Here is a 17,106-nt window from a genome sequence, read left to right on the forward strand (position 1 = left end):
ACCACCCTTTTCCCCACCCCGCCCCTCTCCCCTGGGCGGGCCCCCCCCCCGGGGGGGGGGGGGGGGGGCGCGGCGGTGCGCCGGAGGTCCGGCGCACGGGGGGCGCAGGGGGCGCGGGCCCGTCGGTGCCGGAGGGTCAGGAACGGCGGCCGCGGGCGAAGTTCCAGGCGTCCGTCACGATCTCGGTGAGGTCCGAGCGGGTGGGGGTCCAGCCGAGGCGCTCGTGCGCCGTGCGCGCGGAGGCGACCAGGACCGCCGGGTCGCCGGCCCGGCGCGGGGCGATGACCTCGGGGATGTCCCGGCCGGTGACCTTGCGGACCGTCTCGATGACCTCGCGCACCGAGAAGCCGCTGCCGTTGCCGAGGTTGCAGACCAGGTGCTCACCCGGAGCCGCTTCGCGCAGCGCGGCGAGGTGGGCCTCGGCGAGGTCGGCGACGTGGATGTAGTCGCGCACGCAGGTGCCGTCGGGGGTCGGGTAGTCCTCCCCGAACACCGAGATGGACTCGCGCTCCCCCAGGGCGACCTGGAGGACGAGGGGGATCAGGTGGGTCTCGGGGTCGTGGCGCTCGCCGAACTCCTTGTAGGCGCCGGCCACGTTGAAGTAGCGCAGCGAGACGGCGGCGAGGCCGTGCGCCGCGCACTCCCCCGCGATCATGTGGTCGACGGCCAGCTTGGAGGCGCCGTACGGGTTGGTGGGCGCGGTCACCGAGGTCTCCGTCAGCGCGCCCTCGGCGGGCTCCCCGTAGGTGGCGGCGGTGGAGGAGAAGACGAGGGTGCGTACGCCGGCCTCGCGCATCGCGGTGAGCAGGGCGAGGGTGCCGCCGACGTTGTTGTCCCAGTACTTGCCGGGGTTGACCACGGACTCGCCGACCTGCGAGGAGGCCGCGAAGTGCAGGACGGCGTCGTAGGAGGAGTCCAGGTACCGTCCGGCGTCCTGGATCCGGCCGTTGACGAGCGTGGCGCCGGCGGGGACGCCCTCGCCGAAGCCGGTGGAGAGGTCGTCGAGGACGGTGACCTCGTGTCCGGCCTCCAGGAGATGGGCGGCGACGACGCTGCCGACGTATCCCGCACCACCGGTGACCAGGTACTTGCTCACTCGTACTCCTACCTCTCGCGGACGCACGCGACTGCGCGTGCTGGTGTCTGGCTTACCGGATTCCGCGCCTCCGGCCAAAATCGCGGGGGTACCGCCGCCCGGGGCGGGTTAGCCGGCGGCCGGCTGCGGCCGGCCGCCGGGCTCCTGCGACTGCCGCGGCACGGGCGGCGCGGCGCGGTCGGGCAGCCCGGTGCGGTCGAGCAGGCCGGTTCGGTCGAGCAGGCCGGCGCGGTCGAGCAGGCCGGTGCGGGCGGCCAGCGCGGCCGCCTCCAGCCGGGAGCCCACGCCCAGCTTCATCAGGACCCGCTGGACGTGCGTGCGCGCCGTGCTCGGCGCGATGTCCATGCCGGCGGCGATCAGCCGGGTGTCCTCACCCTCGGTGACCCGTACCAGCACCTCCACCTCGCGCGGCGTCAGCAGCCGCAGCAGCCGGGTGCCCTCGTCGTCGGGCTGCGCGGCGGGGTTGAGGAGCTCGGCGAAGGCCCCCTGGAGGAGCTGGGGGGAGATGGCCACCTCCCCGGCCCGGGCCTTGGCCAGGGCCCGTTCGACGCCTTCGATGCGCTCGTCCTGGCGTACGTAGCCCGAGGCGCCGGCGGCGAAGGCGGCCGCGATCCCGCGCGGGCTCGGCACCGGGCCGAGGACCACCACGGCGATCTGCGGGCGTTCGCGCTTGATGCGCACGACGGGCTCGAAGACCCCGGGTTCCGCGGGGGTGGCGGTGCCGAACAGACACACCTCCGGGGCGCGGCTGATGACCAGTTCGGCGGCTCCGGCCGCCGGCGCGGCCGCCGCGAGCACCCGGTGCCCGCGCAGTTTCAGGGCCGAGGCGAGGGCCTCGGCCAGCAGACGGTGCTCGTCGACCACCATGACGCGTACGCCCATCAAGGCTCCCACCCCAGATCCTTCTGACCCGGCAAGCTACACGCTTGTTCGACGGGGCGCGGTGGTTACCGCGCGAAAGCCCCCGATCGGTGGCACCGGCCGGGGGCTTTCGCGGCTGCGCGCGCCGTGGGCGCGCGGGCGTGGGCGTGTGGGCGTCAGCTCGCCGTGAAGGAGATGAACAGGTAGTCCTTCTCCTTGTCCGAGTAGGGCTTGCTGGCCAGGGACTCGGCCATGAACAGGCGCCCGTTGCGGTAGCGGATCTCGGAGCGGTCCGGGGCGAAGCCGGCCTCCAGGCTCCGGGTGCCGGGCGGGTTCTGCATGAGGAGGGTCTCCTTCATCGTCTTGCCGTCGATGCTGACGACCTGGCCGCCCCCGTCGTAGGGGGGCACCTTGTAGGCGATGATGTTCGACCCGTCCATGCGCAGCGGGTACATGACGTACTTCTCGCCGGCGTCGGCGCGGTCGCTGGTGGCCTTGCCGGTCTCCAGGTCGAAGGAGACGATCTCGTTGGTGCGGCCGGTGGGCGAGGAGCCCTGGTGCTCGTAGGAGGGCAGGTAGACCTTGCCGTTGCCGACGACGAGGTTCGTGCACTGCTCGACCTCGGTGGCCGGGCAGCGGGGCGCGTAGCTGCCCGAGGAGAGCCCGATGCGGGTCTTGAGCTGGCCGGCGTCGTCGAGGACGAAGAGGTCGCTGACGTTGGTGGCGTTCTTCGCGGTGTTGCCGACGTTGGCGGCGACGATGAGCGGCTTGGTGGAGATGATGCCGGCCCACTCGATGCCCGCGGACAGCTTGTACGAGTACTTCGGCGCGCCGCTGACGGGGTCGAGGGCCTGCGCGTAGAGGGTCTCGTCGGCGCTGTGGCCGCACTTGCGCAGGACGGCGAGGGCGTCGCCGCCGCCGTAGCCGAGGTCGTAGCAGCCCTGGGCGTCGGTCTTGGGGGTCCACAGGGGCTTGCCGTCGGCGAGGTTCCAGGCGGCGCCGCCGTAGAGGCCGCCGGCGGCGACGGTCTGGCCGCTGAGGGTGACCTCCTCGAAGGACACCGGCTTGTCGCCGCCGGTGGCGGACTTGGCGGTGGCGGACCACAGGAGCTTGCCGGTGTTCAGGTCGACGACGCCGACCTGGGTGCACTGGGGGTACTTGCGGTCGGCGGTGGCCGGACCCTCCTCGAAGAGGATGGCGGTCTTGTTGTCGGAGATGTGCCGGGTGGCGCCGCACACGTTGGCGTTGAGCGGGATTTCCCACTTCTTGCCGCCGTCGACGAGGTTGTAGCCGACGACCTTGCCCAGGTCGGACTTGACGTAGGTGGTGTCGGTCAGCCAGGAGCCCTTGACGTCGGCCACGTCGGCGGGCGTCTGGGTGGTCACGTTGACCAGGGTCTTGGACTTGGGGTTGGCCGGGACCTTCTCGCTGCCGGCCACGGCCGGGGCCTTGGGGTCGGGCGAGCCGTTGGCCGCGACGGCCGGCTGGTCGCCGCCGCCCGAGTCCGAGGTGTACCAGAAGCCGCCGCCGATGATCAGGGCCATCGCCAGGAGGGCCGCGCCGACGATCACCAGCTGGTTGCGCACGTCGTTGGAGCCGCCCGTGGCGCGGGCCGGCGGCTGCGGGGCCGGGGCCTGGAGGGTGCTGGGCTGCGGGGGCTGCTGGGGGTAGCCGTAGCCGGCCTGCTGCTGCTGGGGGTAGCCGTAGCCGGGCTGTCCGCCGGGGGGCGGGGGCACGGCCGGCTGGGCGGGCTGCGTGGCGGCCTGCGGGGGCGGCGGCGGGGTGCCGGGGGCCTGGGGGGCGGCCGGGGGCTGCCCCGGCGGCGGGCCGGGCGGCGGCGGGGGGCCGCCGAAACCGCCGGCGGGCGGCTGGCTGGGGGGCGGCGGGGTACTCATCTGCTACTGCCTCTCGGTGGGCGGCTCGGTGGACTCGTTCACTTGCCGAATGCCATCAGGAGCTTCTCGTCCTTGCCGTCGCCGTTCAGCGAGTCGACGGACATGAAGAAGCGGCCGTCCTCGAAGGACCGCTTGGCGGACAGGAAGGAGGCTTCGATCTTCGCGGCGGGGCCCGAGGGCAGGCGCATCAGGGTCTTGGCCCCGCCGTCGGCGGCCTGGAGGGAGATGAGCTCGCCGGGCACGTCGTAGCCGGTGTGGAGGTAGGCGATCAGCTGACCGCCGGCGGCCTTGACGGGGAGGATGGTGCGCTTGTCGCCGGCGGCGTGGCGCCACCTGGCCTTGCCGGTGCCGATGTCGAAGGCGACCATCTCGCTGGTCTTGCCGTCCTTCGCGGTCGCCCTCAGGTAGAGGGTGTCGCCGTCGACGGCCCGGTCGCCGCAGTACTGGAGGCCGTCGGTGCTGCCGCCGCCGTCGCAGTTCACCTCGAAGTCACCCTCGGCGCCCATGCTGGCGCGCTTCTTGCCGTCGGCCGTCAGGGAGATGACGGCGCGCTGCTTGGTGTCGCGGTTGCCGATGTCGAGGACGGCCGGGGAGACGGAGTAGACGGCGTTGACCTGCCAGCCCGCGGGGAGCCGGTAGGTCCAGGTCTTCTTGCCGGTGACCGGGTCGACGTCCTGGACCTCGCGCGTGTGGTCGTTGTCCATGCACATGGCCATGCCGAGCATCCTGCCGTTGCCGGCGGCGTAGTCGGTCGGCTGGCAGCCCTCGGGGACGTTGCCGGTGAAAAGCTTGTCGCCGGTGCTGACGCGGTGGACGCTGGTGCCGCCGAGCCGGTTGACGGCGAAGGTGTCGCCGCTGAGGCTGATGGTGGCGCTGATGCCGCCGTCGAAGATGCTCTCCTTGTCGAGGGCCTTCGTCCAGCCTTCCTTGCCGGCCTTGAGGTCGATCAGCTTGAGCTGGGTGCAGGAGGCGTTGGAGGCGGTGCCGTCCTTGACGGCGATGACGGTCTTGCCGTCGGCGGCGGTCTGGCCGGTGAGCGCGCAGATCTCCGTGTGGACGTCGAGATTCCACTTCTCCTTGCCGTCGGTCACGGCGTAGCCGATGAGCGTCGTGCCGAGCGTCTTGACGACGGTGTCGCCGACCACCCACTGGCCCTTGGCGGGGATGCCGGCGCCGGGGCCCTGCATCTTGACGGTCTTGAGCCACAGCGCCCTGTCCTCGCCGGGCTTGCGGCCCGCGTTGAGGTCGGTCTGCTCGGCGGCGCCGTTGCCGCTGCCGTCGCCCTTGTCCACGGACGGGGAGCCGGCGGGCTTGGGGTCGGCGGGGGCGGAGGCCTGCGCGGCGGGCTTCTTCGGCTCGTCGTCGCCGGCGAAGGCGAACCAGGCGCCGGTGCCGAGGACGAGGACGCCCGCGACGGCCGCCGCGACGATCACGGCGCCCTTGCGGCGGCCGCCGGACGGCGGGCCGGCGGGCGGCGGGAAGCCGGGGCCGCCCGGCTGGGCCAGCGGCTGCGGGACGGTCGGCGGCTGCTGCGCGTACGGGTTGCCGCCCTGGGGCGGGTAGCCGTACGCCGGCTGCGGCGGCCCGGGGAGGTGGCCGTAACCGGAAGGGGGCGGCGGCTGGTTCGGCGGCTGGGGCGGCTCGGTCATCAGCGCATACCTTCGGCTTCAGGCGGTCGGTGGACCGGGAGGGACCCGGCGGAGATCGAAAAGAACCGACCCTTTCTATCACTCGTGGCCGGTACGCAACGGGCCGGTCGCACCCCTGTTCCCAAGGGAGGACCGGCCCGTGACGTGCCTGTTATCCGGCGGTACGAGCCCCTCGGATCAGGCCTCTTCGGCCAGTTCCAGCCAGCGCATCTCCAATTCGTCCCGCTCCGAGATGAGTTCGCGCAGCTCCGCGTCGAGCTTGGCGACCTTGTCGTAGTCGGTGGAGTGCTCGGCGATCTGCGCGTGCAGGTTCGACTCGCGGTCGGACATCTTGTTGAGCTGGCGCTCGATCTTCTGGAGTTCCTTCTTCGCGGCGCGCGAGTCGCCGGAGGACGTCGACTTGGCGGCGGCGGCCGGGGCCGGCGCCGGGGCGGCGGCCTCGATCATCCGCTGGCGGCGCTCCAGGTACTCGTCCAGGCCGCGCGGCAGCATCCGCAGGCTGGCGTCGCCGAGCAGGGCCATCACCGTGTCGGTGGTGCGCTCGATGAAGAACCGGTCGTGGGAGATCACGATCATCGATCCGGGCCAGCCGTCGAGGAGGTCCTCCAGCTGGGTGAGGGTCTCGATGTCGAGGTCGTTGGTGGGCTCGTCGAGGAACAGGACGTTGGGCTCGTCCATCAGCAGGCGCAGGATCTGCAGCCGGCGCCGCTCACCGCCGGACAGGTCGCCGACGGGCGTCCACTGCTTCTCCTTGGTGAAGCCGAACTGCTCGCACAGCTGGCCGGCCGTCATCTCCCGGCCCTTGCCGAGGTCGACCCGGTCGCGGACGCGCTGGACGGCCTCCAGGACGCGCAGCGACGGGTCGAGCTCGCCGACCTCCTGGGAGAGGTAGGCGAGGCGGACGGTCTTGCCGACGGTGATCTCGCCGGACGCGGGCTGGGTCTCGCCCTGGGTGCGGGCGGCCTCGGCGAGGGCCCGCAGCAGGGAGGTCTTGCCCGCGCCGTTGACGCCGACGAGGCCGACGCGGTCGCCGGGGCCCAGGTGCCAGGTGAGGTGCTTGAGGAGGGTCTTGGGGCCGGCGGTGACGGTGACGTTCTCCAGGTCGAAGACCGTCTTGCCGAGGCGGGCGTTGGCGAAGCGCATCAGCTCCGACTTGTCGCGCGGCTCCGGCACGTCGGCGATCAGCTCGTTGGCGGCCTCGATGCGGTAGCGGGGCTTGGAGGTCCGGGCGGGGGCGCCGCGCCGCAGCCAGGCCAGCTCCTTGCGCATCAGGTTCTGCCGCTTGGCCTCCTCGGTGGCGGCGATCCGCTCGCGCTCGGCGCGGGCGAAGACGTAGTCGCTGTAGCCGCCCTCGTACTCGTAGACGGAGCCGCGCTGGACGTCCCACATGCGGGTGCAGACCTGGTCGAGGAACCAGCGGTCGTGGGTGACGCAGACGAGGGCGCTGCGGCGGGTCTGGAGGTGGCCGGCCAGCCAGGAGATGCCCTCGACGTCGAGGTGGTTGGTCGGCTCGTCGAGGATGAGGAGGTCCTGCTCGGCGATGAGCAGCTTGGCGAGCGCGATGCGCCGGCGCTCGCCGCCGGAGAGCGGGCCGATGACGGTGTCCAGGCCCTGGCCGAAGCCGGGCAGGTCGAGGCCGCCGAAGAGGCCCGTCAGCACGTCGCGGATCTTGGCGTTGCCGGCCCACTCGTGGTCGGCCATGTCGCCGATGATCTCGTGGCGGATGGTGGCCGTGGGGTCGAGGGAGTCGTGCTGGGTCAGGACGCCCATCCGCGTGCCGCCGCTCTGGGTGACCCGGCCGCTGTCGGGCTCCTCCAGCTTGGCGAGCATCCGGATGAGGGTGGTCTTGCCGTCGCCGTTGCGGCCGACCACGCCGATCCGGTCGCCCTCGGATACGCCGAGGGAGATGCCGTCGAGCAGGGTACGGGTGCCGTACACCTTGCTGACTGCCTCGACATTGACCAGATTGACGGCCATCAGACGCGCTCCAGGGAAAGGGTGTGGATCAGCCCCTCAGCCTAACCCTCCGCGCCGACGCCGACCGTTCCACCAGCCAGGCGCCCGCCAGGGCCATGCCGATGGCGGCGGGCGCGGTGACCGGGAGGGCGACGAGGGTGGCGGTGTGCCCCTCCAGCAGCCCGCCGAGACCGGTCATGGACAGGCCGAGGATCCCGAGGAGGGCCAGGGTGGTGCCGAGGGCGGCGGCAGGGCCGCTGCCGGGGGCGTTCCCGGCCGGCGACGGTGCCTCGAAGCGGCGGAAGCAGGCCACGAGGAGGGCGGTGAGGACGGCCGCCGCGAGGAGCCGCACCGGCACCTGCGCCCACCAGGCGGCGGTGGCGGGCCCGGGCAGGCGCAGGCCGAGGGCGAGCTGGACGGCGTACACGCCGAGCATGGCGGTGAGGTGCCACAGGAACGCGGTCATGGCGACCCCGTTGGCGGCGACCACCCCGCGCCAGACGCGGGGCCGGGCGAGCAGGGCGGCGGCGGGCCGCGCGGCGAGCTGGACGGCGCCGACCAGCCACATGCCGTGGCAGAGCAGGGCCAGGGTGGGCGGGGCCATGTTGGACACCTTCTCGCCGGGCATCCCCACCATCGACAGCGGGTACGGGCCGGCGGCGACCAGCAGCACCGCCCCGGCGAGGCCGGCGGCGCCGAGGAGGGCGGGGCGGCGGATGCGGCCGTCGGCGCGCAGGAAGCCGAGCTGGTGGACGGCGAGCCAGACGAAGGCGAAGTTCAGGAACTCCGCGTACGGGACGTGGAGCGCGAAGCGCAGGACGTCGACCAGGGCGGCGGCCGCGGCCAGGGCGGCGAAGGCGGCCCATCCCCAGCGGGCGTGTGCCCGCAGCAGGGGCGGGGTGAAGGCGACCATGGCCAGGTAGATCCCGATGAACCACAGCGGCTGCGTAACCATCCGCAGCGCCGCCCCGGCCAGCGGCCCCCGGTCGGCGCCGGCGAGCTGGACGACGAGGGCGAGCGCGGCCCACACGAGGACGAACACCAGGGTGGGCCGCAGCAGGCGGCGCAGCCGGGCGCGCAGGAAGGCCGCGTAGACGGGCCGGCCGTCCGCGCGGCGCTCCAGGGAGCGGTGGGAGAGGGCGTGGGAGAACCCGCCGACGAAGAAGAAGACGGGCATGACCTGGAGTCCCCAGGTGAGCACCTGGAGCGGGGGGACGAGCGCGAGCAGGTTCCCTATGCCGTCGGCGCTGACGGCGGCCATCAGCCAGTGGCCGAGGACGACGGTGCCGAGGGAGGCGACCCGGAGCAGGTCGGCGTACCGGTCGCGCGTGGCGGGGGTGGCGGCGGCGAGGTCGCGTGCGCTGGCTGTCATGCCCCCTACGCTCGCGGCCGCGCCCGGCCGGCAACAGGGCGCGGCTACTCAGGTGCGGCCTAGGTACCCGTGGCGGCACCGGCCGCACCCCCGGCGGCACCGCCCGCACCCCGGCGGGACCGGCTACGCCAGGACCGTGGCCCCGGCCGCCGGCGAAGCCGTCACCCGCGTGGCCCGGCACGTGCCGGAGGCCTCCAGCTCGGCCGCCACCTTCGCCGCCGCATCGGCGTCCCGCACCAGGAACGCCGTCGTCGGCCCGGACCCCGACACCAGCCCGGCCAGGGCCCCGGCCGCGATGCCCGCCTCCAGCGTCTCCGCCAGCTCCGGGCGCAGCGACAGCGCCGCCGGCTGGAGCCCGTTGGAGCGCGGCAGGACGGCCGCGAGCGCGTCGGGGTCGCCGGAGGCCAGGGCGGCGAGCAGCTCGGGGGAGGCCTGCGGGACGGGTACCTCCGTGCCCTCCGTCAGCCGGTCGAACTCGCGGAACACCGCCGGGGTGGACAGCCCGCCGTGCGCGACGGCGAACACCCAGTGGAAGCCGCCCGTCTCGACCGGGGTCAGCAGCTCCCCCCGGCCGGTGCCGAGCGCCGCGCCGCCGGCCAGGCTGAAGGGGACGTCGCTGCCGAGGCCGGCGCAGATCTCCAGGAGTTCCTCGCGCGGGGTGCCGAGCCCCCACAGCGCGTCGCAGGCGAGCAGGGCCGCGGCGCCGTCGGCGCTGCCGCCGGCCATGCCGCCCGCGACGGGGATGTTCTTGGCGATGTGCAGGTGGACGGCGGGGGTGATCCCGGCCCGGGCGGCGAGGACCTCGGCGGCGCGCGCCGCGAGGTTCGTACGGTCCAGCGGGACCTGGTCGCTGTCGGGGCCCTCGCAGCTGACGGTGGGCCCGTCGCCGGTGGTCGCGGTCGCGGTGACCTCGTCGTACAGGGAGACGGCGAGGAAGACGCTGGCCAGGTCGTGGAAGCCGTCGGGGCGGGCCGTGCCCACCGCGAGCTGGACGTTGACCTTCGCGGGGACCCGTACGGTCACCGCCGTGCGCGGCGCGGCGCTCACAGCGCGGGCTTCAGCGCGTCGGCGGGCTTGTGCTCGGCGATCGCGGCGAACTCCTCGACCGTCAGGGACTCGCCGCGGGCGAGCGGGTTGATCCCGGCGGCGACGAGCGCGGCCTCGGCGGCGGCGGCCGAGCCGGCCCAGCCGGCGAGCGCGGAGCGCAGGCCCTTGCGGCGCTGCGCGAACGCGGCGTCGACGACGGCGAACACCTCGGCCTTGGAGGCGCTGGTCCGGACCGGCTCGGTGCGGCGGACAAGGGAGACGAGTCCGGAGTCCACGTTGGGGGCGGGCCAGAAGACGTTGCGGCCGATGGACCCGGCGCGCTTGACGTCGGCGTACCAGTTCGCCTTGACGGAGGGGACGCCGTACACCTTGTTGCCGGGGCGGGCGGCGAGCCGGTCGGCGACCTCCGCCTGGACCATGACGAGGGTGCGCTCGATGCTGGGGAACCGGTCGAGCATGGTCAGCAGCACCGGCACGGCCACGTTGTACGGCAGGTTCGCGACGAGCGCGGTCGGGGCGGGGCCGGGCAGTTCGGTGACCAGCATGGCGTCGGAGTGCACCAGGGCGAAGCGGTCCTTCTTCCGCGGCATCCGCGCCTCGATGGTGGCGGGCAGCGCGGCGGCGAGGATGTCGTCGATCTCGACGGCGACGACGCGGTCGGCGGCCTCCAGCAGGGCGAGCGTCAGCGAGCCGAGGCCCGGGCCGACCTCGACGACGACGTCGTCGGGGCGCACCTCGGCGGTGCGCACGATCCGGCGGACCGTGTTGGCGTCGATGACGAAGTTCTGGCCCTTCTGCTTCGTCGGGCGCACGCCGAGGGCGGCGGCCAGCTCTCGGATGTCGGCCGGCCCGAGGAGGGCGTCGGAGGGGGTCCCGGGGGTCCCGTGGGGCTGCTGCTGCTCTGCGGTGCTCACCGGTAAAGCCTACGGCCGCAGTGCGGCCACGGACTCGCCCCCCGCTGCACGTAGAGCTTCTTCGCCCGGAACGTCTGCTCTCCGGCGGGGGCGTCCTGCGGGCGGCCGCTGCCGCCGAGGGCCTGCCAGGTGGTCACGTCGAACTGGTAGAGGCCGCCGTAGGTGCCCGAGGCGTCGGTGGCGGAGGGCCGGCCGCCGGATTCGCACTGGGCGAGCGCGCCCCAGTCGAGTCCGTCGGCTCCGGCGACGGAGGTCGGCAGTGCTTTCGTGCCGACCTTGACGAGCTGGCTGACGGGCTCGCGGACGACCTCCTCGGCGATCTTGCGGGCGGGCTGGCGGACGCCGTTGACGGTGCGCAGCCCGTACGTGACCCGGCGCGCGCCGGGACGCCCGGCGCGTTCGACGACCTCGGTGCCGGCGAACAGGGTGTCGTCCTCGACGCGTTCGGTCTCGTAGGGGATGCGTTCCTCGCGGACCTCGCGGGTGCCGGTGATGCGCAGGACGGTGACGGTCTGGCCGTCGCGCGGGAAGGAGTCCGGGGGGACGGAGGTGGTGTCCTCGCCGCGCAGGGTGATGCCGGCCTGGTCGAGGGCTTCCCGCACGGTGGCAGCGTTGGTGCGGATGGTGGTTTCGCGGCCGTCGGCCATGAAGGTGACGCCGCGTTCGGTGCGGACGCTGAGGGTGAGTCCGGTGCGGGGGACGGGGGCGGTGCGGGGGGTGGAGAGGTAGGCGCCCTCGACGCGGACGCCGAGCTGGCGCAGGGCGGCGTCCACGGTGCGGGCGGTGGTCCACATCTGGCGGCTGCTGCCGTCGAGGGTCAGGCGCAGGGGGCGGCCGTAGCGGACGACGACCTCCTCGCCGTCCTCGAGGGCGGAGTCGCGGGCGGGGGCGACGAGGTCGTGGGGGCCGACGCCGAGGCCTTCGGCGTCGAGGAGGTCCTCGACGTTCCCGGCGAAGGTGTGCAGGGTGCGGGGTTCGCCGTCGACGGTGAGGTGGACGGACTTGTCGGCGGCGACGAAGGCGGTGGTGCCGCCGGCGAGGAAGGCGACGACGAGGGCCTGGGGGACGATGCGCCGCCAGCTGTCGCGGGCGGCGGGGCCCTGGTCGGCGGTACGGGTGCGGCGGCGCCGGCCGTGGGGGGCGTCGGCCGGGGCGGGGGCTGGGGCGGGGGCGGTCCCGGGCGGCCCGGGTTCGGGGTCGGCCGGGGGGCGGGGGGCGGCGCGGCGGCGGCCGGTGGGGGCGGTGCGGTCGGGGCCCGCGGGGGCGGGGGCGGCGTCGGGCCGGGGTGCGGCGCGGCGGCGGCCGGGGGCGCGGCGGCCGTCGGCGGGGGGCGGGGGCGGCGCGGCGGCGGGGGGCGGCTCGGCCGGGGCGGGGGCCGGGGCGGCGGTGGCCGGGGCGGTGGCCCTGCGGCGGCCGCCTCCGCCGGCCCGGCGGGCGGGGGGCGGGGTGGGGGCGGCGCCGTCGCCCGGGGCCGGGGAGGTGGCGGTGCGGTCGGCGCCGGCCGCCGCCCGGCGCCGCGCCCGGCGGCCTTCGGTGCGGGGGCCGGGGACGGCGGGGTCGAAGGCGTCCCGGACCGCGGCCGGGCCTGCGGCCGGGCCCGTATCCGTGTACGTGTCCGGCCCGGTCTCCGGCCAGGAGACACGGCGGTGACTGCCCTGTGTATCGCTCACGTCGCTCGCTCCACTGGTCCGGCCCCGGCTGGTTCGGGCACGGCACCCTAGCGGGAGCGGCCGTCACGCACCAAAGCCGTTCGACTACCCAGCGTGTCGAACGAACGGATGTACCGAAGGTGTCGCCACGGCCATACGGAAATGTCGGCACATCGCCATGGCGTCATGTCGTTACACGGGTTTATCCACATACACGTGCACCCGCCGGCCGGCGCTCGGTCAGCAGCCGGTCAGCGGCTGGTCAGCGGCTGGTCAGCGGCTGCCCGGCAGCCGGTCGGCAGCCGGGTCAGTAGTCGAAGGCTCGGGCCGTGTTCGCGGCGAGGGCCGTGGCCATGGCGTCCTCGTCGATGCCGCGCACCGCCGCCATCGCCCGCACCGTCAGCGGGATGAGGTACGGCGCGTTGGGCCGCCCCCGGTAGGGCGCCGGCGTGAGGTACGGGGCGTCGGTCTCGACCAGCACCAGTTCCAGGGGGGCCACCGCCAGGGCCTCGCGCAGCGGCGCCGCGTTCTTGAAGGTGACCGTCCCGGCGAAGGACATGTAGTAGCCGGCGGCCGCGCACTCCCGGGCCATCTCGGCGTCCCCGGAGTAGCAGTGGAAGACCGTCCGCTCGGGCGCGCCCTCCTCGCGCAGCACGCGCAGCACGTCGGCGTGGGCGTCGCGGTCGTGGATGACGAGGGCCTTGCCCTGCCGCTTGGCGACCTCGATGTGGGCCCGGAAGGAACGCTCCTGCGCGGCCATGCCCTCCGGTCCGGTGCGGAAGTAGTCGAGCCCGGTCTCGCCGACCGCCTTGACGTGGCCGAGGGCGGCCAGCGCCTCGATCTCGGCGAGCGCCTCGTCCAGCGCGCCCTCCCCGCCGCCCGCCCGGGCGCCCTGGCGCGACCAGCCGTCCGGGTCGCCGAGGACGATGCGGGGGGCCTCGTTCGGGTGCAGCGCCACCGCCGCGTGGACGTTGGCGTGGGCCGCCGCGGTCTCGGCGGCCCAGCGCGAGCCCTTCACGTCGCAGCCCACCTGGACGACGGTGGTGACGCCCACCGAGGCCGCCTTCGCCAGTCCCTCCTCGACGGTGCCGGACTGCATGTCGAGGTGGGTGTGCGAATCGGCCACCGCCACCCGGAGGGGTTCGGGTAGCGGGGGCGGGGCGTCCTTGGCGGCGGCGGAGGAAGGGCTAGGGCTCATGGGCCGATCTTATGACCGGCGCAGCAGCCCCAGCAGGCGGGCGAGCAGGCCGGGACGCCGCCCGGGTTCGTTGACCGCGACGGGCCCCGGCGAGTCGTGCGAGGGCCTGCGCTGGCGCGGCGCGCGCGGGGGGTTCTCGCCGGCCGGCACCGGTCCGGCGATCCCGGGGGCGATGCGGTGGTGGTAGAGGCGGTCGATGGTGGCGTTCACCTGGGAGACCGTGCCGGCCCGCATGATCCGCACGACGTGGCCGCCGCAGTTCAGGCAGGTCGGGTTGGACAGCGGGGAGGGCACCCGCTCGCCGTTCACCTTGTACATGATGAACGGCTGGCCGTTGCCGTCGGTGTGGTGCTCGATCGCGTAGGACTGCTCCCACCCGTACCCGCATTTCATGCACGCGAAGGAGTAGGCCTCGTGCACGGTCTGCACATCGGGTGTGGAAACGGCGGCAGGACCTGCGGCGGGGACGGGTACCGGGGTGTCTGCGATCTCACTCATGCCAGCTCCTCTTGTTCCACTGGTGCCATTGACAGTGGACGCCTCTTCGGGCGGGAGCGCATCAGGCCCTGTCCAGTGTTGGACTCTCTTTGGGCCAGTCATGTCTCAAAGCGGCCGGTGCGCGGTCTGAGCTTTGCTTTTCAGGTTAGCCCTTTACCGATCTACGGCATCTTTTGTGCCGCATTCTTTGCCGCGACGACCGCGTCGAAGACCTCGCGCTTGGGTACCCCGGCCTCGGCCGCCACCGCCGCGATGGCCTCCTTGCGCCGCTCGCCCGCCTCCTCGCGCACCCGCACCCTGCGCACCAGCTCCTCGTCGTCCAGGTCGGCGGGGCCCGCGGCCGGGGCGCCCTCGACGACGATCGTGATCTCTCCGCGCACGCCCTCGGCGGCCCATGCGGCCAGCGCGCCCAGGCCGCCGCGCTTGACCTCCTCGTACGTCTTGGTGAGCTCCCGGCACACGGCGGCCCGCCGGTCGGCGCCGAACACCTCGGCCATGGCCGCGAGGGTGTCGTCGAGCCGGTGCGGGGCCTCGAAGTAGACGAGCGTGCGCCGCTCGCCCTCCACCTCACGGAGCCGGCCGAGGCGCTCGCCCGCCTTGCGCGGCAGGAACCCCTCGAAGCAGAAGCGGTCCACGGGCAGCCCCGAGAGCGCGAGCGCGGTGAGGACGGCGGAGGGTCCGGGGACGGCCGTGACGCGAAGGTCCTTCTCGACGGCGGCGGCGACCAGCCGGTAGCCGGGGTCGGAGACCGAGGGCATGCCGGCGTCGGTCACCAGCAGCACCCGCCGGCCCGCCTCCAGGGCCTCGACCAGCTCGGGGGTGCGGGCGGACTCGTTGCCCTCGAAGTACGACAGGACGCGCCCGGTGGTGTGCACGCCGAGGCCCTGGGTGAGCCGGCGCAGCCGCCGGGTGTCCTCGGCGGCGATCACGTCGGCCCGTTCCAGCTCGGCGGCGAGCCGGGGCGGGGCGTCGGCGAGGTCGCCGATCGGGGTCCCGGCGAGGACGAGTACGCCGTCGCTGGAGGGGGAACGGTCGGCGCGGGGCTGGTCTGCTGTCACCGCCTCATCCTCTCATTGGGGCTCGTGGGGACTGGGGCTCGCACAGGGGCGTTCCCTACGATGACCCGGTGACCAGTACCGCGACGCCGCCGCCCAGCCCCGCGGGGGCCCCGCCCGTTCCGCCGGGCGGAGGCGGCCCCGAGCACGAGCCGCCCGTGTGGCTGCGCCGCCTGCGGGGGTTCGGCTACCTGCCCGCCGCGCCGGCGGCCGATGTCCGCACCCGCCTCGTGCCCCCGTACGCCCGGCCGTCCGCCCAGCTCTGGGCGGCGCTCGGGATCCCGGAGGCGAGCCGGCGCGCCTGGGAGCGGGCCATGGCGTGGGTGGGTCCGCTGCTGGTGACGCTCGTGGCGGGCGTGCTGCGGTTCACCCACCTGGGCAGCCCGAAGGCGGTGATATTCGACGAGACGTACTACGCCAAGGACGCGTGGGCCACCATCCGGCAGGGCTACGAGGCCAGCTGGCCCAAGGATGTCGACAAGTCGATCCTCGCGAACCCCGACGCCGTCCCGCTGCCGTCCGACCCCGGCTACGTGGTGCACCCGCCGGTCGGCAAATGGGTGATCGGGCTCGGCGAGTGGATGTTCGGGTTCGACCCGTTCGGCTGGCGGTTCATGACGGCACTGCTCGGCACCCTGTCCGTGCTGATGCTCTGCCGCATCGGCCGGCGCCTGTTCCGCTCCACCTTCCTCGGCTGCCTGGCGGGCGGACTGCTGGCGGTCGACGGCCTGCACCTGGTGATGAGCCGCACCGCCCTGCTCGACCTGGTGCTGATGTTCTTCGTCCTGGCCGCCTTCGGGGCGCTGGTCGTCGACCGCGACAAGGCACGGGCCCGGCTCGCCGCGGCGCTGCCCGTCGACGAGGAGGGCCGCGCCCGCCCGGACGCGGACGTCGCGGAGACCCTGCGCCTGGGCTGGCGCCCGTACCGGCTGCTGGCCGGCGTCTGCCTGGGCCTGGCGTTCGGCACCAAGTGGAACGGCCTGGTCGTGCTGGCCTTCTTCGGGGTGCTCACCGTGCTGTGGGACGCGGCCGCGCGCCGCACCGCGGGCGCCGGCGCCCCGTACGCGGCGATGCTGCGCCGCGACGCGCTGCCCGCCTTCCTGTCGACGGTGCCCGTGGCGATCGCCGTGTACCTGACCTCCTGGCTCGGCTGGATCCTGAGCCCGGACGACGGCAAGGGCGGTTACTTCCGCGACTGGGCGGCCAAGAACGACCAGGACAGCGCCTTCTCCTTCCTGCCGGAGTGGCTGCGCAGCCTGTGGCACTACGAGACGGAGGTCTACAGGTTCCACGTGGGCCTGACCTCCGGCCACACCTACGAGTCCAACCCGTGGAGCTGGCTGATCCTGGGGCGGCCCGTCTCCTACTTCTACGAGTCCCCCTCCCCCGGCACCGACGGCTGTCCGGCGACCGAGGCGGGCAAGTGCGCCCGCGAGGTACTGGCGCTGGGCACCCCGCTGCTGTGGTGGGCGGGCTGTTTCGCGCTGCTGTACGTGCTGTGGCGGTGGTTCTTCCGGCGCGACTGGCGGGCCGGGGCGATCGCGTGCGCGCTGGGCGCGGGCCTGCTGCCCTGGTTCAACTACCAGGAGCGGACCATCTTCTACTTCTACGCGGTGGTCTTCGTCCCCTACCTGTGCCTGGCGGTGGCGATGATGACCGGCGCCCTGCTGGGGCCTTCGGGATCCTCGGAGCGGCGCCGGGCGCTGGGGGCGATCGGGGCGGGCGTGCTGGTCCTCCTGATCGTCTGGAACTTCATCTATTTCTGGCCGATCTACACCGGCCAGACCCTGCCCATGGACTCGTGGCGTGGCCGGATGTGGCTGGATACGTGGATCTGACCTGGATCCGGCCCTTTACCCACGCGTAAGGTGTGCCCCACAGGCTCTTTGAACACGTTCAGGGAACCGTGGCTCCTG

13 protein-coding genes are annotated in these 17,106 nt (G+C 74.0%); 1 reads left to right on the plus strand and 12 read right to left on the minus strand.

Annotated features, from left to right (window positions below; genetic code table 11):
• Positions 1–136: 136 nt before the first annotated feature.
• From galE to rsmI, 12 genes are all read right to left on the minus strand, one after another.
• Positions 137–1,096, minus strand: a complete 960-nt coding sequence (galE, locus tag ABT403_RS32975; RefSeq protein ID WP_344168485.1) for a UDP-glucose 4-epimerase GalE — start codon at positions 1,094–1,096, stop codon at positions 137–139.
• Positions 1,097–1,204: 108 nt separating this feature from the next.
• Entirely contained in the window at positions 1,205–1,978 is a 774-nt protein-coding gene (locus ABT403_RS32980) for a response regulator transcription factor (RefSeq protein WP_344168779.1), read from the minus strand.
• Positions 1,979–2,133: 155 nt separating this feature from the next.
• Positions 2,134–3,852 (minus strand): outer membrane protein assembly factor BamB family protein, encoded by a 1,719-nt coding sequence (locus tag ABT403_RS32985; RefSeq protein ID WP_344168482.1) that lies wholly within the window; start codon positions 3,850–3,852, stop codon positions 2,134–2,136.
• A 38-nt stretch (positions 3,853–3,890) separates the two neighbouring features.
• Positions 3,891–5,501 carry a proline-rich domain-containing protein gene (locus ABT403_RS32990; protein WP_344168479.1) on the minus strand — a complete coding sequence of 537 codons (1,611 nt, stop codon included), beginning with the start codon at positions 5,499–5,501 and terminating at the stop codon, positions 3,891–3,893.
• Positions 5,502–5,678: 177 nt separating this feature from the next.
• Positions 5,679–7,478: an ABC-F family ATP-binding cassette domain-containing protein gene (locus ABT403_RS32995; RefSeq protein ID WP_344168476.1), complete on the minus strand. Its 1,800-nt coding sequence runs from the start codon at positions 7,476–7,478 to the stop codon at positions 5,679–5,681.
• A 28-nt stretch (positions 7,479–7,506) separates the two neighbouring features.
• Positions 7,507–8,829 (minus strand): acyltransferase family protein, encoded by a 1,323-nt coding sequence (locus ABT403_RS33000; RefSeq protein WP_344168473.1) that lies wholly within the window; start codon positions 8,827–8,829, stop codon positions 7,507–7,509.
• A 123-nt stretch (positions 8,830–8,952) separates the two neighbouring features.
• Entirely contained in the window at positions 8,953–9,876 is a 924-nt protein-coding gene (locus ABT403_RS33005; RefSeq protein WP_344168470.1) for a 4-(cytidine 5'-diphospho)-2-C-methyl-D-erythritol kinase, read from the minus strand.
• Complete coding sequence (gene rsmA, locus ABT403_RS33010) at positions 9,873–10,790, minus strand: 16S rRNA (adenine(1518)-N(6)/adenine(1519)-N(6))-dimethyltransferase RsmA (protein ID WP_344168467.1); 918 nt, start codon at positions 10,788–10,790, stop codon at positions 9,873–9,875. Before rsmA ends, ABT403_RS33005 begins: the two co-directional genes overlap by 4 nt.
• On the minus strand, positions 10,787–12,460 hold the full coding sequence (locus ABT403_RS33015; protein WP_351650480.1) for a resuscitation-promoting factor: 1,674 nt from the start codon (positions 12,458–12,460) through the stop codon (positions 10,787–10,789). The genes rsmA and ABT403_RS33015 overlap by 4 nt, the downstream gene beginning before the upstream one ends.
• A gap of 286 nt (positions 12,461–12,746) precedes the next feature.
• On the minus strand, positions 12,747–13,637 hold the full coding sequence (locus ABT403_RS33020) for a TatD family hydrolase (protein ID WP_344151385.1): 891 nt from the start codon (positions 13,635–13,637) through the stop codon (positions 12,747–12,749).
• A 9-nt stretch (positions 13,638–13,646) separates the two neighbouring features.
• Positions 13,647–14,135 (minus strand): hypothetical protein, encoded by a 489-nt coding sequence (locus tag ABT403_RS33025; RefSeq protein WP_425580105.1) that lies wholly within the window; start codon positions 14,133–14,135, stop codon positions 13,647–13,649.
• 161 nt (positions 14,136–14,296) lie between these two features.
• On the minus strand, positions 14,297–15,193 hold the full coding sequence (rsmI, locus tag ABT403_RS33030; RefSeq protein ID WP_344151382.1) for a 16S rRNA (cytidine(1402)-2'-O)-methyltransferase: 897 nt from the start codon (positions 15,191–15,193) through the stop codon (positions 14,297–14,299).
• Between the two features lie 68 nt (positions 15,194–15,261).
• On the opposite strand from rsmI, the gene ABT403_RS33035 reads away from it, so the two are divergent.
• Complete coding sequence (locus ABT403_RS33035; RefSeq protein WP_425580104.1) at positions 15,262–17,028, plus strand: dolichyl-phosphate-mannose--protein mannosyltransferase; 1,767 nt, start codon at positions 15,262–15,264, stop codon at positions 17,026–17,028.
• Positions 17,029–17,106 lie beyond the last annotated feature (78 nt).

It is taken from the genome of Streptomyces sp. NPDC000075 (assembly GCF_040301925.1).
Classification (GTDB): domain Bacteria; phylum Actinomycetota; class Actinomycetes; order Streptomycetales; family Streptomycetaceae; genus Streptomyces; species Streptomyces polychromogenes.

What these genes read in the sequence shown, in the direction of transcription:
- ABT403_RS32980 (WP_344168779.1), bottom strand. Translation starts at nt 1,978, where the DNA reads ATGGGCGTACGCGTCATGGTGGTCGACGAGCACCGTCTGCTGGCCGAG.
- ABT403_RS32995 (WP_344168476.1), bottom strand. Translation starts at nt 7,478, where the DNA reads ATGGCCGTCAATCTGGTCAATGTCGAGGCAGTCAGCAAGGTGTACGGC.
- ABT403_RS33000 (WP_344168473.1), bottom strand. Translation starts at nt 8,829, where the DNA reads ATGACAGCCAGCGCACGCGACCTCGCCGCCGCCACCCCCGCCACGCGC.
- ABT403_RS33025 (WP_425580105.1), bottom strand. Translation starts at nt 14,135, where the DNA reads ATGAGTGAGATCGCAGACACCCCGGTACCCGTCCCCGCCGCAGGTCCT.
- ABT403_RS32990 (WP_344168479.1), bottom strand. Translation starts at nt 5,501, where the DNA reads ATGACCGAGCCGCCCCAGCCGCCGAACCAGCCGCCGCCCCCTTCCGGT.
- ABT403_RS32985 (WP_344168482.1), bottom strand. Translation starts at nt 3,852, where the DNA reads ATGAGTACCCCGCCGCCCCCCAGCCAGCCGCCCGCCGGCGGTTTCGGC.
- ABT403_RS33020 (WP_344151385.1), bottom strand. Translation starts at nt 13,637, where the DNA reads ATGAGCCCTAGCCCTTCCTCCGCCGCCGCCAAGGACGCCCCGCCCCCG.